The organism is Aquimarina longa SW024, assembly GCF_001401755.1.
In the GTDB taxonomy this organism is placed as follows: Bacteria; Bacteroidota; Bacteroidia; order Flavobacteriales; family Flavobacteriaceae; genus Aquimarina; species Aquimarina longa.
The window spans coordinates 1-14,985 of record NZ_AVQK01000030.1; the positions used below are offsets into that span (position 1 = coordinate 1).

The 14,985-nt window shown below is 31.4% G+C and carries 12 protein-coding genes and 2 pseudogenes; 11 read left to right on the forward strand and 3 right to left on the reverse strand.

All coding sequences use genetic code 11. The features are described from left to right. Window positions 1-15: 15 nt before the first annotated feature. Window positions 16-927, forward strand: a complete 912-nt coding sequence (locus N456_RS07320; RefSeq protein WP_062055461.1) for a PLP-dependent cysteine synthase family protein — start codon at window positions 16-18, stop codon at window positions 925-927. Between the two features lie 89 nt (window positions 928-1,016). Here N456_RS07320 and N456_RS07325 read toward each other — a convergent pair whose 3' ends face one another. Continuing rightward, window positions 1,017-2,591 carry an IS1182 family transposase gene (locus N456_RS07325; protein WP_062055463.1) on the reverse strand — a complete coding sequence of 525 codons (1,575 nt, stop codon included), beginning with the start codon at window positions 2,589-2,591 and terminating at the stop codon, window positions 1,017-1,019. A 965-nt stretch (window positions 2,592-3,556) separates the two neighbouring features. Between N456_RS07325 and N456_RS07335 the strand changes: the two genes are divergently transcribed. The 6 genes from N456_RS07335 to N456_RS07365 all read left to right on the forward strand — a co-directional run bounded on the left by N456_RS07335 (window position 3,557) and on the right by N456_RS07365 (window position 9,118). After that, window positions 3,557-3,970: a hypothetical protein gene (locus tag N456_RS07335; RefSeq protein WP_062055468.1), complete on the forward strand. Its 414-nt coding sequence runs from the start codon at window positions 3,557-3,559 to the stop codon at window positions 3,968-3,970. A gap of 424 nt (window positions 3,971-4,394) precedes the next feature. Further along, on the forward strand, window positions 4,395-5,750 hold the full coding sequence (locus tag N456_RS07340) for an IS110 family RNA-guided transposase (RefSeq protein ID WP_033566524.1): 1,356 nt from the start codon (window positions 4,395-4,397) through the stop codon (window positions 5,748-5,750). 62 nt (window positions 5,751-5,812) lie between these two features. Continuing rightward, window positions 5,813-6,418, forward strand: coding sequence for a phage tail tube protein (locus N456_RS07345; RefSeq protein WP_148639229.1), 606 nt, complete (start codon window positions 5,813-5,815; stop codon window positions 6,416-6,418). Between the two features lie 346 nt (window positions 6,419-6,764). After that, window positions 6,765-7,070, forward strand: a complete 306-nt coding sequence (locus N456_RS07355) for a hypothetical protein (protein ID WP_062055474.1) — start codon at window positions 6,765-6,767, stop codon at window positions 7,068-7,070. A 12-nt stretch (window positions 7,071-7,082) separates the two neighbouring features. Beyond that, window positions 7,083-8,501, forward strand: coding sequence for a pyridoxal phosphate-dependent decarboxylase family protein (locus tag N456_RS07360; RefSeq protein ID WP_062055476.1), 1,419 nt, complete (start codon window positions 7,083-7,085; stop codon window positions 8,499-8,501). A 125-nt stretch (window positions 8,502-8,626) separates the two neighbouring features. Next, entirely contained in the window at window positions 8,627-9,118 is a 492-nt protein-coding gene (locus tag N456_RS07365; RefSeq protein WP_062055478.1) for a GNAT family N-acetyltransferase, read from the forward strand. A gap of 88 nt (window positions 9,119-9,206) precedes the next feature. Here the strand turns inward: N456_RS07365 and N456_RS25370 are convergent. Further along, window positions 9,207-9,435, reverse strand: a pseudogene (locus tag N456_RS25370) (IS1182 family transposase); the annotation flags it as partial. 391 nt (window positions 9,436-9,826) lie between these two features. Between N456_RS25370 and N456_RS07370 the strand changes: the two are divergent. Continuing rightward, a complete protein-coding gene (locus N456_RS07370; RefSeq protein ID WP_062055479.1) occupies window positions 9,827-10,855 on the forward strand; it encodes an alpha/beta hydrolase in 1,029 nt (342 codons plus the stop codon). A 156-nt stretch (window positions 10,856-11,011) separates the two neighbouring features. Beyond that, window positions 11,012-11,503, forward strand: coding sequence for a GNAT family N-acetyltransferase (locus tag N456_RS07375; protein ID WP_062055481.1), 492 nt, complete (start codon window positions 11,012-11,014; stop codon window positions 11,501-11,503). Between the two features lie 88 nt (window positions 11,504-11,591). Here N456_RS07375 and N456_RS25375 read toward each other — a convergent pair. Beyond that, window positions 11,592-11,820, reverse strand: a pseudogene (locus N456_RS25375) (IS1182 family transposase); the annotation flags it as partial. Between the two features lie 401 nt (window positions 11,821-12,221). On the opposite strand from N456_RS25375, the gene N456_RS07385 reads away from it, so the two are divergent. Beyond that, window positions 12,222-12,998: a hypothetical protein gene (locus N456_RS07385; protein ID WP_062055553.1), complete on the forward strand. Its 777-nt coding sequence runs from the start codon at window positions 12,222-12,224 to the stop codon at window positions 12,996-12,998. 546 nt (window positions 12,999-13,544) lie between these two features. Continuing rightward, on the forward strand, window positions 13,545-14,900 hold the full coding sequence (locus tag N456_RS07390) for an IS110 family RNA-guided transposase (RefSeq protein ID WP_033566524.1): 1,356 nt from the start codon (window positions 13,545-13,547) through the stop codon (window positions 14,898-14,900). The last annotated feature ends 85 nt before the right edge of the window (window positions 14,901-14,985 follow it).

Below are 14,985 nucleotides of genomic sequence, written 5' to 3' on the forward strand. Positions count from 1 at the left end.
TTTGAGAAAACTTAAATGGAAGGAATAGGAAACACACCACTTGTCAAACTAAAACACCTTACAGATTCTAATTCTGCGGATATTTATGTGAAGGTTGAAGGAGCAAATCCTACTGGAAGCATGAAAGATCGAATGGCACTAGCTATGATTGAAGGTGCTGAAAGAAGAGACGAATTAAAACCTGGCGGAACTGTAGTTGACTATACAGGTGGAAGTACTGGTAGTTCTTTGGCAATGATATGTTCTGCAAAAGGTTATAAAGCACACTTTGTTTCTTCAGACGCTTTTGCTGAGGAAAAATTGCAAACTATGAGAGCATTTGGAGCAGAACTTGAACTGATTCCAAGCGAAAATGGAAAAATAACAGCTAGGATTATTGATAAAGCACTCGAAAGAATTAGAGAAATTGCAAAACAACCAAATACCTTTTATACTGACCAATTTAAAAACATAGACAATCGTAATGCTTACCATAAAATGGCTTACGAAATAATGGATGTTTTAGGAAAAAATATTGACGAATTTATAACTGGTGTAGGTACTGGAGGATGCTTTTCTGGAAACGCAGAGATATTCAAAAAAGAAATTTCAGGAATTAGATGTATTCCAATAGAACCTTTTAATGTAAGAACATTATCTGGTGGAGATACGTCAGGAACACATAGACTTGATGGAATGGGAGCTGGATTTATTCCAGAAATTTGTCGCTTGGATTTAGCAGATGAAATAATTTCTGTAAAAGATGAAGATGCATATGAAACAGCTAGAAAATTAGCAAGAATTGAAGGTGTTTTTGGTGGAACTACATCTGGCTCCAACGTTTGGGCTGCTTTACAAAGAGCGAAAATAATTGGGAAAGGAAAAACAATTGTAACTGTTATTTGCGATTCAGGATTAAAGTACTTAAACGGAGATTTGTATAAATAAAAACGTTTTACAACAGTGGTAACCGTTGCACAACCCTATAATTTCACGAAAAATGACTTTAAATAAGCCTTTTTAAGAGGCTTGTTTTTTTAGTAATTGTAAACTGTTTTTAATTTAGAGTGGCTTAAAAAGTAATATATAAAGCCTATGAACATCAATTTTATTAAAAACAATGTATTTATGGTTTTAGCTTTACTTTTCATAGTCTTTTTTATAAATTTTAAATACTTTTTCAAATTATAAGCCATTGCGGATACATGCATCACCTTATTTGCTTGCTTGATTCCTAATGTATTTATTTTTCGAAGTCCCATAAACTGGGTTAATGTCCCAAAAACAGGCTCTACAGTACTTTGCCGTTTACCTTTCATATAACCACCTTGTTTACTATTTACTCGTTTGTTATTACGTTCATATTCTTCTTGGTAATAGGTAACACTAAACTTTTTCTCTTTTGCTGTTTTCCCTAAGCATTGGTTCTTTATAGGACAGGTTTTACATAGTTTACTTGATCCTCGATATTCTTTCTTCTTTGTTTGTGTTCTATAATCTAAAAATACTTTTTTAAATGGAATGATTTTCCCTTTTGGACATTGATAATAATCTTCTTTTTTATGATAAATAAAACCTTCTGGTCCGCCTTTGTAAGTTCCATGAGGTGGTATAAAACTGGTGATGCCTTTTTTTTCTAAATAAGCATATACCTCACCACTACTATACCCTGTATCGGCTATGCAGTTTTCTAATAAAAAACCAGAGCGCCATAATCGTTTATACAAACGGTTTATAATATCTTCTAAACATAGACTGTCTTTTTTATCGGCATGATAAGCTTGTATATCAGTAATCACATGATTTGCTGTATCTACACTAAGTTGACTACTATAATTTAATTTTCGTGCCTTACCTGGTTTTACACTAATTCGTGCATCTGGATCCGTAGGACTGTAATGTGTTTTATTACTGGTGTAACGACTTCCTTTATTATTGGCACCCGGACGATGATTTTGGTCTTTTTTCCATTTTTTATTTCGTGATACAATACTATCTAATCCCTGTTTATTGGCACTTAGTGTCCTTTGTTCTTTGGTAGTTTCATCTTGCTTTGCCTTTCTAAAAACTTCTTTATCTCGGTTGCTTATATGACCAATGGAAGCTAAATGAGATGCTAAATCTTCTTTGGGAACTTTTAACTCCAAACTATCCATACTAGCATTGGCTTTTATTGGTGCTGAATCAATTGCTTGAGTATGTCCACTTACCATACCATTTTCTACGCACATTTCTAATACTTTGGTAAAAACAGTTTCAAAAACGGACTCTGGAAATAGTTGACGAGTACGACTAAAGGTAGAATGCCAAGGGAGTTTTTCATCGATATCGTAATCTAAAAAATATAACAAATCTAAACGCATACTACAATGAGAAATCAGTTTACGATCGCTGATAATATTTTCTAAGTAACCGATTAAACTGAGCTTAAAAAACACGATAGGGTCTATACTTTTTTGTCCGCTTTTACCATAGTAACATGCCGTTTCTTTATATAAAAATTCTAATTGGAGTATGTCTTTTAATCGTCTGTAAAAATTAGCTTCGGGTACATGATCGCTTAAGCGAAAACTATTAAATAACTTCTCTTGGTATATTTTAATGCCTTGCATCAATAAAAATAAGAAACCTATTAAATCTCAACTCTATTCTAATCTTATTTTTTTGTTAACTTGTGCAACAGACACAACGGCTATAAGTAATTGCTTGTTCTCGCCAACTTTGGAAATTTCTGCGGAATTTCCAATTTGGTACGTACTTGCAAAAGTTGGTGCTAACCCACGCACATACTCATAGCCGAGACCGTTACCAGTAATTATAATGACATCAGAAAATTAAATCTTAAATTGGCTAAGAATTGGAATATCTCAATCACCTTTTAGTCTAAATGAAATATTCTATCTAGACAAAAAAAATGATGAATTCTTTTCTGTTTTAGCTGCTGATTATTTTATGTTTGATGATAATTTTGAAGTAGCAAAAAATACTACCACAACTTATTCGCAACAAAATCAGAACAGTCTTGTAAGTCGTATACAAAGGATAGAAAATGATGATAATGAAATAATTGAAATTCCAAAGTTGTCATATAATGAGAGAAAAAAATATTGATTGAATTCCTTAATTCAATTAACGATGGACAAGAAAAGGAAAAAATTGTAAATCTATATTTAAATGAAGACAGAACAATTTTCAATCTAAAATTTGAAATTAAGGCTATTATTCATTCTTATTATATGTCAATTGGAGTTCAAGAAAAGTTTAAAAAACTGAATTCGAATTTGGACGCAAAACAGGATAGTTTGAAATTGCAAAAAAAATATTTCGAAAAAGAAATAAAAAAAGATAAACGAATTATAGACAGTTTAAAGAATAATTAACTGGCTACAATGCGATATATGTATCATAGCAGCAAAGTGATGAATCGAAAGGTTGTTGTATTTTTGGTAAGGCGCAATACTTGCAAAAAGTAAAAGTTAGCAACCAATGCGCAAGAAAAACCGGAAAATAGGGTAACATTTTGCTCTGCTACAACACATACAAGAAACGTTGTAAACAATTTTAACGAAATAAATAAATGCATAAATTAAAACTCCCCATAGCTTTTCTAACTGGGATTTTCATTCTAATTTCTTGTTCCAATGACGATTCGGACAATAACAATGATATAATAATTGGAAAATGGAAAGCAATTGAAAAATATGAATCTAATCAAATAATTGATTTGGAAATTTGTAAATCATTTATCTATGTTGAGTACAAAGCTGATAACTGGATAGAAGGAGGTAGGATAATATCTGACAATTTCCCTGAAGAATGTCAAAACATCCTATTTGAATTAGGGTGGAATTGGAAAAATTTGGGAGATAATAAATACCAAATTCGTTATTTAGAAGAACGAGGACAAATATTTACTTTCTATAAAAATGGTGCGAATCTAGTAGAAGAAAACCCAGATGGAATTACCAAAATAATTTATGAGCCGTATTAAAAACCGTTTACAACACCAAGTATGATGTCATAGTAGCTAAGGGATAAATCAAAAGGTTATTGTATTTTTGGTAAGGCACAATACTTGCAAAAAGTTAAAATTAGCAATCAATGCGCAGAAAAATCGAAAATTAGGGTAACATTTTGCCCAGCTACGACACATATATTAAACGTTATAAGCAATCCCTCATAGCTCCGAAAACCCTTTAGTACTATGCTAACGAAGTCTTATTTTTACACTCTAAATAATTTAAGCTCTTTGTAAGGCCGTTTTTTAAAGTGTTGCTACTTTGTGTAAGCACGTGCGCAATCCTGGTTGAAATGTTTGCCATTTAGTACATTGGCGGCCTAAATCTTAGGACCCCGTTCAGAATATTTCTTTTTGCCTAAAGCACATTTCCTTAGAGCTTTTAAAATCGTAAGTTATGGAACAACAAATGACATTAGAAATCGTAAACAAAAATGCTGCTGGTATTGATATTGGTAGTCGTAGTCATTGGGTAGCCGTCGGTCAAAAAAAGTCTGATATTAAAGAATTTGGAGTATATAATGAAGATTTATACGCTCTAGCAGATTGGCTTAGAGAACATAAGATTACCTCAGTAGCTATGGAAAGTACAGGTAATTATTGGCAAAACTTACACGCTGTTTTAATTGCCAATGGATTTGAAGTTACTCTTTGTAATGGAAAGTTTACCAAAAATATAAAAGGAAAAAAGACAGATGTAATTGATTGCCAATGGATACAAAAATTGCATGCTTTGGGATTACTTTCTTCAAGCTTCTTACCCGATGAAGACACAGAAATATTAAGAACTTTTACCAGACATCGTTTAAACCTAATCCAGCAAGCTGCTGCTTCATCAAAAAAAATGCAAAAATATCTAAGGCTTATGAATATAAGATTAGATGTTGTAGTGAAAGATATTGTAGGACTTACAGGATTGAAAATTATTACAGCTATTTGTTTGGGAGAAACAGATCCTAAAAAACTAGCTAGTTTAAGACATTATAACTGTAGAAAAAGTGAAGAAGAAATAGCTAAAGCTTTACACACAAACCGAAGAAATGATTATTTGTACGCATTAAATGATGAATTGGATACATATAACTATTTACAAGAAAAAATTAGAAAATGTGATGATCAAATAGCTTTGAAAATTGATGACATCATTGGTAAAGATCCTGAAAAAAAAGAGCATCATATAGATAAGAAAAAGCATAAAAGAATCAATAAAAACACTCCAAAAAATATTGATATCAATCTTAAATCTTATCAAATCTTCAAAGGAATAGATTTATTAGCAATAGAAGGAACGAGTTACAATACAGCACTCACCATAATGAGTGAAATTGGATATGAAGGTATTCATAAGTTTAAAACAGCTAAACATTTTACATCTTGGCTCAGATTAGCCCCTAATAACAAAGTAAGTGGAGGAAAAGTATTATCCAGTAAAATAGGTAAAGGAAGTAGTAGACTCAAAATAGCTCTAAGAAATGCTGCAAATGCGATTGGAAATTTAAAAGATAGTACTCCGCTTAGAGATTTTTTCCACAGAATAAATTTTAGAAAAGGAAGAGTCTCAGCTATTACAGCAACTGCTAGAAAACTTGCTATAATTATCTGGAATATGATTGTCAAGGCTAAACCATATCAAAATCCAGAAGGATACTTATACCTTGACCAAAAAAGAAAACTTGGACTCGTCAAAAGAATTAAAAAACAAATTGATAAATTTGACATCAAACCAGAAGATCTTGAATTTAAAACTCCCTGATTTTCAATAAGTAAAATTGACGTTAGTCAGAATTCAAAATAATCAAAAAAACTAAAAACAAAATGAAAGAAACAATTTTCACATTTATGCTAGGAATTAGTTTAGTTACTTTAGGCCAAAATCATATAATCAATGAACCTCTATTAGTTCAAAGTTCAGGCGACGCAATAGCTTCTTTTAAGACATTAGATAATAATTGGCTTTATACACAATGGTTAAATAGTTCAAATCAAAGAAAAGCTTATATAGGTTTCAATCCTGACCTTACAAATTTCAGATTAAATTTAGAAAATGGGGCAGATAGATTTACTATAAATGGAGGAAATGTAGGCATTGGAACTTATAACCCCGGTTCTTGGAAATTAGCTGTCAATGGAAATATAAGAGCAAAAGAAATAAAAGTAGAAACAGAGTGGTCTGATTTCGTTTTCTATGACAATTATAAATTACCTACTCTTTTAGAAGTTGAAAATCATATAAAAGAAAAGGGGCATTTAAAAGATATTCCGAGTGCAAAAGAAGTTGTAGAAAATGGAATTTTTTTAGGAGAAATGGATTCTAAATTACTACAAAAGATAGAGGAATTAACGCTTTATACAATTCAACAACAAAAAGAAATTGAAGAATTAAAATCTCTTGTTGAAAAACTTCTAGAATCTAAAAAATAAAAAGCTTAATAACGGCTCTTGTATAATGCATATGCTCCCTTCGAGATGCAAACGCACCATACAAGAGCCGTTACATTCATTAAAACAAACATTTGAGCTTAAACAAAAAAATATCGGCTTCAGCAATTTTAGCATTAAAGGATGTTTTGGTAGCAATCTATTGGAGAAAAAAAGACCTTCGTCAATATTTATAGAGTTAACACTTGAAAACTCGTTAATTGTTTCAATGATTGATTGGAATGAGAATACCAAATACGAAAGTGTTTCCCGCTCTTTAATAGCGAAAAAAAAGAATGCTTATTTTTATTATTTTTTCAAAAAAAATTAATTCTAGAAAAACACTCAAATGATATACTTAACACAACTGATATATGTAAATGAAGGAAAGGAAGAAATATTTCATGAATTTGAAGAATTAGCCATTCCTATTATTTCAAAATACAACGGACGGCTAACCTTACGAATCCGACCAAAAGAAAATACGGTAATAGAGCACAACATTAAAATACCTTACGAAATTCATCTTGTTGAATTTACGAATCAAAAAGATTTTGATAATTTCAAAAAAGATGAGGAACGAAAGAGCTTTCTTCATCTGAAGAAACAATCTATTCAATCTACAATTTTGATTCAAGGAGTTAAAATCAATTAAACAAAGCATATTATGAATGATGTTCAGAATAAAATGTTCTTAGAAATTAGAGATAAAGAACTATTTAACCAATCACAAAAATATGTCCTTGAGTATTTAGAAAATATTTTTGACCGAAATGTTTATCCAACAGAAAAAGCCATCGAAAATTTATCGATATTTGATGAAGAACTACCTACTAGCTCTACAAGTGCTAAAAACGTAATAGAGCAGCTAAACACCTATGGTAACCCTGCAACAACCGCAACATTAGGTGGCAGATATTTTGGATTTGTGTGTGGGAGTGCAGTTCCAGTAGGTTTAGCAGCTAAAAGCCTAGGGACTTATTGGGATCAAGCACCAGCAATGAACATCCTCTCACCTATCGGTAGTAAATTAGAATCTGTTGTAGAGAAATGGCTTATAGATTTATTTAATTTGCCTAAACATACTTCTGCTGGGTTTGTAAGTGGAACATCTACAGCTAATTTATGTGGCTTGGCTGCTGCGAGATATCGTATCCTACAAAGGAACAATTGGAATATAAACGAAAAGGGACTTAGAAATTCACCTAAAATAAGAATTGTAACTAGTAAACAAGCACATTCCACGGTTTTAAAGGCAATTGGAATATTAGGTTTAGGAACAGAAAATATAGAATGGATAGATGTAGATAATCAAGGTAGAATCATACCTGAATTAATTCCTGAATTAGATGAAAATACTATTTTAATTCTTCAGGCAGGTAATGTAAACAGCGGAGCATTTGATGATTTTGAAAGTATATGTGAAAAAGCAAAAAAAAACAATACTTGGATTCATATTGATGGTGCATTCGGTTTGTGGGCTGAGGCTGTAGATAAATTGAACTATTTAACTAAAGGAATAGAGAATGCTACCTCTTGGGCTGTAGATGGACACAAAACATTAAATACACCTTACGATTGTGGAATCGTACTGTGTGCAGACCAAGAAGCAATGACATCTGCACTACATATGTCTGGTAGTTATATTATAGAAAGTACCAAAAGAGATGGTATGTTTTATACACCTGAAATGTCTCGAAGAGCTAGAATAATCGAATTATGGTCTATAATGAAGTACCTAGGGAAGAGCGGAATTGATGAAATGATTTTAACAATGCATCAAAGAGCCAAACAGTTTGCTGAAGAAATCGAAAAAATAAAAGGCTTCTACGTTGAAAATAACATTGTGTTTAATCAAGTTATTGTTAGATGTGACTCTGATAAAATTACGGAACAAGTGTTAAGTAATATTCAAATGTTGAGAGAGTGTTGGTTAGGAGGATCGGTGTGGTTTGGCAAAAAAGTAATGCGAGTTAGTATATGCTCTTGGGCTACTACAAAAAATGATATAACTAAATCTGTGAAATCATTTGAAAAGGCGTTAAAAATGGAAATAACTAATGCCAACACGGTGTATAAGCAATAGCGGTTTAATCGCTAAAACGAAAGTATAAACATAAAACAAAGGTTAATGAAAAACTGAAAGTTTTGTGAGTAAAAATCCGCTACTACTCATACACAAAACCATTGACATTAATTAAGAAAACTGAAATGAAAATTAGAGAGGCTAATAGAAATGATTATACCATTTCAACTGACAAGGATAAATTAGATATTTTGAGCATTCACAAATTCCTTGCAAACGAAACTGATTGGGCTAACGGAATTCCAATCAATACTTTGAAAACATCAATTGAAAACTCTTTGAATTTTGGGCTTTATTACAAAAACAAGCAAATTGGCTTTGCTAGAATAATTTCAGACTATTCAACTATTGCATATTTAGGAGATGTTTATGTTCTAAAGGAGTATAGAGGAAAGGGGTTAAGTAAGTGGCTGATAAATGAAATAATGGAACACCCTAATCTTCAGGGGTTAAGACGCTGGATTTTATTAACTGATACAGCTGAATGGCTTTATAAAAAGTTTGGTTTTACAGAAATACCTAATCCTAAAATTTATATGGAGAAACATAACCCGAATGTATATAACGGAATAGATAAAACTAATGCCAACACCGGTAACTGTTACACAAGCCTATAATTTAGAATATAACGACTTCAGATAAGCCTCTCTAAAGAGGCTTTATTTCTTTTTCCCGGTATTAGAATGAGATTTTCATGTTCTTTATTTAGCGGTTAAATAGATTCAAAAAGGCAATTAGTATCGATTCAAGAAAAACAGATGTAGCGGCCTCACTTTTTACTTTTTTATGGATGAATTTCAAGTACTTTTTCAGGATATAAGCAATAGCAGACAAGTGACAAGTGCATGACTTTGTTTGCTTGTTATATTCCTATAGTATTGATCTTTCTTAGCCCCATAAATTGAGTTAGTGTGCCAAAGACAGGTTCTACTGTATAGTGCTACGATATAAAAAACCTAAGTTCAAAACTCCTTTTAAACGATAATAAAAATTCTCTTCAGGAATACGAGCACTAAGTTTAAAATCATTAAAAAGCTTCTCTTGATATATTTTCTTGCCTTGCATAACTAAAAATAAAAACGAATAGAGACATAATCCGTTAATCTTATATTGTATTTTTGTGAACTTGTGCAACAGATACAACGTATATATGTGATAATAGAAGCTAAGTGATGAATCGAATGGTTATTGTATCTTTGTTAAGGCACAATGCTTACATAAATTAAAAGTTAGCAACCAATGCCCAGAAAAACCAAAAAATAAGGTGACATTTTGCCCAGCTACGACACATAATATTAAACGTTGTATAACATTTAAAAAATGATATGAAAATAATCCTAAAAATTATTAAATGGATTGGAAAATTTATTGGCAGCATTTTATTACTAGTTATAGTATCGGGATTAGGCTATCGATTGTTTAGTTCAAAACCTGTTCCACCCGGTAAATTAGTTGATGTCAATGGCACTGAACTTCATATAAGAGCAGAAGGTAAAAAAAATAATTTCCCAACCGTTATTCTTGAAGCTGGTGCAAATAGTCATACAGATATGCTTCATTGGATTGCTGAAGGATTAAAGAAAAATATGAGAGTTGTACGTTATGATAGAGAAGGAAAATGGTTTAGTGAATCAAGTAAAGACAGTATTACATCAGAATTTTATGCCTACCAATTGCACGAATTACTTGAAAAAAGCGGAGAAAAACCACCTTATATTTTGGTGGGTCACTCTATGGGCGGAGTCTACACTCGAATATTCAGAGATTTATATCCAAATGAAGTAATAGGAATGGTGTTCCTAGATTCGAGTCATCCTGAACAATGGAAACGATTAGAACAAAAAGAATTGATTCCTAATAGTCAAATTAACTTTTTTAAAATTATTGCAGTTCTTTCAGATTTAGGGTTAAGAGGAGTATATAATAAAATTGTAAGTCCAAAACCTAAAAATGATGGCTTACCTCAAGAATGTCATATCCGTAATTTTAATCTAGCTAGTTCTTCAGGTAAAGTTTATCGTAGGAATCTTAAAGAAAATAGTATTAATGATGATATTTTTTTAAGAGCAGGAAGGTCAAGTAGTTTAGATTCATTACCTGTTTTAGTTTTTACTGCAACTGAACAGTATGAGGAACGTCAAAAAGAAAGATATAGAAATAGTGGGATTGATCCAGATGAACAAGTTCAATTATGGTTCGATATGCAAAAAGAACTAAAAGAATTATCTACTAATGGACAGCAATTTGTTATTGATGCAAGTCACGGCTCTATAATTACAAAAAAAGAAAATGCCGAAAAAATTAATAGAGAAATAATTATAATGGCTAAAAAAATTGAAAAGCGTAATAAATAAAAAGGTTATACAACAATGACTATAAGTAATTGCTAGTTCTCGTCTACTTCTGAAAATCCCCGAGGATTTTCAGTTTGGTGTGTAATTGCAGAGTTAAGTGATAACCCACGCTACTACTCATACACAAAACCGTTGACATTAATTAAGAAAACTGAAATGAAAATTAGAGAGGCTAATAGAAATGATTATACCATTTCAACTGACAAGGATAAATTAGATATTTTGAGCATTCACAAATTCCTTGCAAACGAAACTGATTGGGCTAACGGAATTCCAATCAATACTTTGAAAACATCGATTGAAAACTCTTTGAATTTTGGGCTTTATTACAAAAACAAGCAAATTGGCTTTGCTAGAATAATTTCAGACTATTCAACTATTGCATATTTAGGAGATGTTTATGTTCTAAAGGAGTATAGAGGAAAGGGGTTAAGTAAGTGGCTGATAAATGAAATAATGGAACACCCTAATCTTCAGGGATTAAGACGCTGGATTTTATTAACTGATACAGCTGAATGGCTTTATAAAAAATTTGGTTTTACAGAAATACCTAATCCTAAAATTTATATGGAGAAACATAACCCGAATGTATATAACGGAATAGATAAAACTAATGCCAACACCGGTAACCGTTACACAAGCCTATAATTTAGAATATAACGACTTCAGATAAGCCTCTCTAAAGAGGCTTTATTTCTTTTTCCCGGTATTAGAATGAGATTTTCATGTTCTTTATTTAGCGGTTAAATAGATTCAAAAAGGCAATTAGTATCGATTCAAGAAAAACAGATGTAGCGGCCTCACTTTTTACTTTTTTATGGATGAATTTCAAGTACTTTTTCAGGATATAAGCAATAGCAGACAAGTGACAAGTGCATGACTTTGTTTGCTTGTTATATTCCTATAGTATTGATCTTTCTTAGCCCCATAAATTGAGTTAGTGTGCCAAAGACAGGTTCTACTGTATAGTGCTACGATATAAAAACCTAAGTTCAGAACTCCTTTTAAACGATAATAAAAATTCTCTTCAGGAATACGAGCACTAAGTTTAAAATCATTAAAAAGCTTCTCTTGATATATTTTCTTACCTTGCATAACTCAAGATAAAACTAATGGACAGACAATCAGTTAATCTTATCTTGTATTTTTGTTAACTTGTGCAACAAGCACACCGTGTATAGACCATTGCAACTGAATTTCCTATCAGAAATTCAATCTTAATTTGCTACCTTTCTTATATGAGATGAGACGTTAGCATTAATACAAAATCGTATCGGAAAAACAAAAAACAACTAGAATTTTTAACCATTTAAAACATCAAAAATGGTCAACCTATTTGATGACAAAACAATTGCATCCAAAAAAAATGAAAAGAATACATTTATTTGAATTTGAAGATTTAAAGTGGTTTCCTAATTGGATTAGGATTTGCATGACCCGATTGATTATGGTTATGCATAAAAAATTTAAGACAAGCCAAGATATGGCTAAGTTGCTTAGTGATTTAATTGAGCAAACAAAGATTACTAAAATTGTTGACTTATGTTCTGGGAGTGGAGGAGCTATGTTAGACGTTGTTTCTCAATTAAAATATGTTCATAAAATCAAAAATGTAGAATTAATTTTATCTGATTTATACCCAAATCTAGATGCTGCAAAAAAAATAAACCAAACCAACAATTCTGTAAGTTACAGAACCACTCCTTTAGATGCAACAAATCTTGACGACAATATTGAAGGGATATTGACTATGATTGGGAGTTTTCACCATATGAAACCAGAATTAGCAAAAAGAATTTTGGTTGAAGTTCAAAAAAGAAAACAACCAATTTGCATTATGGAAATAAACAAGAAATTCCCTATTGTTTTGTGGTGGTTTTTCATACCCTTAAGTATGATACTATGCTTATTCATTACACCTCTTGTAAAACCGTTAACCTTAAAACAAGTTATATTTACATATTTAATTCCAATTATTCCAATATGCTTCGCATGGGATGCTGTCATTACCAGCGGTAGAATTTATCGAATGGAAGATTTAGATATTTTACTAAAAGATTTAGGAAACGAAAATTACACTTGGAAAAAAGGAATTATAAAAGGAGATTCTGAGAAAATTTATTTAATAGGACACCCAAATTAAAATAAAAAAAGAAATGCCAACAATGGTAATTGTTACACAACCCATATTGCTGAATAAACCAATGTTTTTTTTAAATGATTATAAAACAACTAGTGTTTTAAATCAATTGAATACGAGCTTTTAAAAACATAAATTGTAGTTCTTTTAACATTTTTATGAGTTGTGTAACAGACACAATGGCTATAATTCATTGCTATTAAATTCCGATTAAAAAACTCAACACTTATTTAGTATCTTTAGGCTTCAGCGGAAAGAATCCTGCGGGTTTTTCCACAACAAACCATAGCTCAAGCGTTGTATGCAATCCCTCATAGCTCCGAAAACCCTTTAGTACTATGCTAACGAAGTCTTATTTTTACACTCTAAATAATTTAAGCTCTTTGTAAGGCCGTTTTTTAAAGTGTTGCTACTTTGTGTAAGCACGTGCGCAATCCTGGTTGAAATGTTTGCCATTTAGTACATTGGCGGCCTAAATCTTAGGACCCCGTTCAGAATATTTCTTTTTGCCTAAAGCACATTTCCTTAGAGCTTTTAAAATCGTAAGTTATGGAACAACAAATGACATTAGAAATCGTAAACAAAAATGCTGCTGGTATTGATATTGGTAGTCGTAGTCATTGGGTAGCCGTGGGTCAAAAAAAGTCTGATATTAAAGAATTTGGAGTATATAATGAAGATTTATACGCTCTAGCAGATTGGCTTAGAGAACATAAGATTACCTCAGTAGCTATGGAAAGTACAGGTAATTATTGGCAAAACTTACACGCTGTTTTAATTGCCAATGGATTTGAAGTTACTCTTTGTAATGGAAAGTTTACCAAAAATATAAAAGGAAAAAAGACAGATGTAATTGATTGCCAATGGATACAAAAATTGCATGCTTTGGGATTACTTTCTTCAAGCTTCTTACCCGATGAAGACACAGAAATATTAAGAACTTTTACCAGACATCGTTTAAACCTAATCCAGCAAGCTGCTGCTTCATCAAAAAAAATGCAAAAATATCTAAGGCTTATGAATATAAGATTAGATGTTGTAGTGAAAGATATTGTAGGACTTACAGGATTGAAAATTATTACAGCTATTTGTTTGGGAGAAACAGATCCTAAAAAACTAGCTAGTTTAAGACATTATAACTGTAGAAAAAGTGAAGAAGAAATAGCTAAAGCTTTACACACAAACCGAAGAAATGATTATTTGTACGCATTAAATGATGAATTGGATACATATAACTATTTACAAGAAAAAATTAGAAAATGTGATGATCAAATAGCTTTGAAAATTGATGACATCATTGGTAAAGATCCTGAAAAAAAAGAGCATCATATAGATAAGAAAAAGCATAAAAGAATCAATAAAAACACTCCAAAAAATATTGATATCAATCTTAAATCTTATCAAATCTTCAAAGGAATAGATTTATTAGCAATAGAAGGAACGAGTTACAATACAGCACTCACCATAATGAGTGAAATTGGATATGAAGGTATTCATAAGTTTAAAACAGCTAAACATTTTACATCTTGGCTCAGATTAGCCCCTAATAACAAAGTAAGTGGAGGAAAAGTATTATCCAGTAAAATAGGTAAAGGAAGTAGTAGACTCAAAATAGCTCTAAGAAATGCTGCAAATGCGATTGGAAATTTAAAAGATAGTACTCCGCTTAGAGATTTTTTCCACAGAATAAATTTTAGAAAAGGAAGAGTCTCAGCTATTACAGCAACTGCTAGAAAACTTGCTATAATTATCTGGAATATGATTGTCAAGGCTAAACCATATCAAAATCCAGAAGGATACTTATACCTTGACCAAAAAAGAAAACTTGGACTCGTCAAAAGAATTAAAAAACAAATTGATAAATTTGACATCAAACCAGAAGATCTTGAATTTAAAACTCCCTGATTTTCAATAAGTAAAATTGACGTTAGTCAGAACAACATGAAAAAACTAATAAAATTTAAATATTATTTTAACTTCAAATACAAAC

Excerpts from the sequence above, each read along its gene's own strand:
- N456_RS07320 (WP_062055461.1), top strand. The coding sequence starts at position 16 with ATGGAAGGAATAGGAAACACACCACTTGTCAAACTAAAACACCTTACA.
- N456_RS07325 (WP_062055463.1), bottom strand. The coding sequence starts at position 2,591 with ATGCAAGGCATTAAAATATACCAAGAGAAGTTATTTAATAGTTTTCGC.
- N456_RS07335 (WP_062055468.1), top strand. The coding sequence starts at position 3,557 with ATGCATAAATTAAAACTCCCCATAGCTTTTCTAACTGGGATTTTCATT.
- N456_RS07340 (WP_033566524.1), top strand. The coding sequence starts at position 4,395 with ATGGAACAACAAATGACATTAGAAATCGTAAACAAAAATGCTGCTGGT.
- N456_RS07345 (WP_148639229.1), top strand. The coding sequence starts at position 5,813 with ATGAAAGAAACAATTTTCACATTTATGCTAGGAATTAGTTTAGTTACT.
- N456_RS07355 (WP_062055474.1), top strand. The coding sequence starts at position 6,765 with ATGATATACTTAACACAACTGATATATGTAAATGAAGGAAAGGAAGAA.
- N456_RS07360 (WP_062055476.1), top strand. The coding sequence starts at position 7,083 with ATGAATGATGTTCAGAATAAAATGTTCTTAGAAATTAGAGATAAAGAA.
- N456_RS07365 (WP_062055478.1), top strand. The coding sequence starts at position 8,627 with ATGAAAATTAGAGAGGCTAATAGAAATGATTATACCATTTCAACTGAC.
- N456_RS07370 (WP_062055479.1), top strand. The coding sequence starts at position 9,827 with ATGAAAATAATCCTAAAAATTATTAAATGGATTGGAAAATTTATTGGC.
- N456_RS07375 (WP_062055481.1), top strand. The coding sequence starts at position 11,012 with ATGAAAATTAGAGAGGCTAATAGAAATGATTATACCATTTCAACTGAC.
- N456_RS07385 (WP_062055553.1), top strand. The coding sequence starts at position 12,222 with ATGAAAAGAATACATTTATTTGAATTTGAAGATTTAAAGTGGTTTCCT.
- N456_RS07390 (WP_033566524.1), top strand. The coding sequence starts at position 13,545 with ATGGAACAACAAATGACATTAGAAATCGTAAACAAAAATGCTGCTGGT.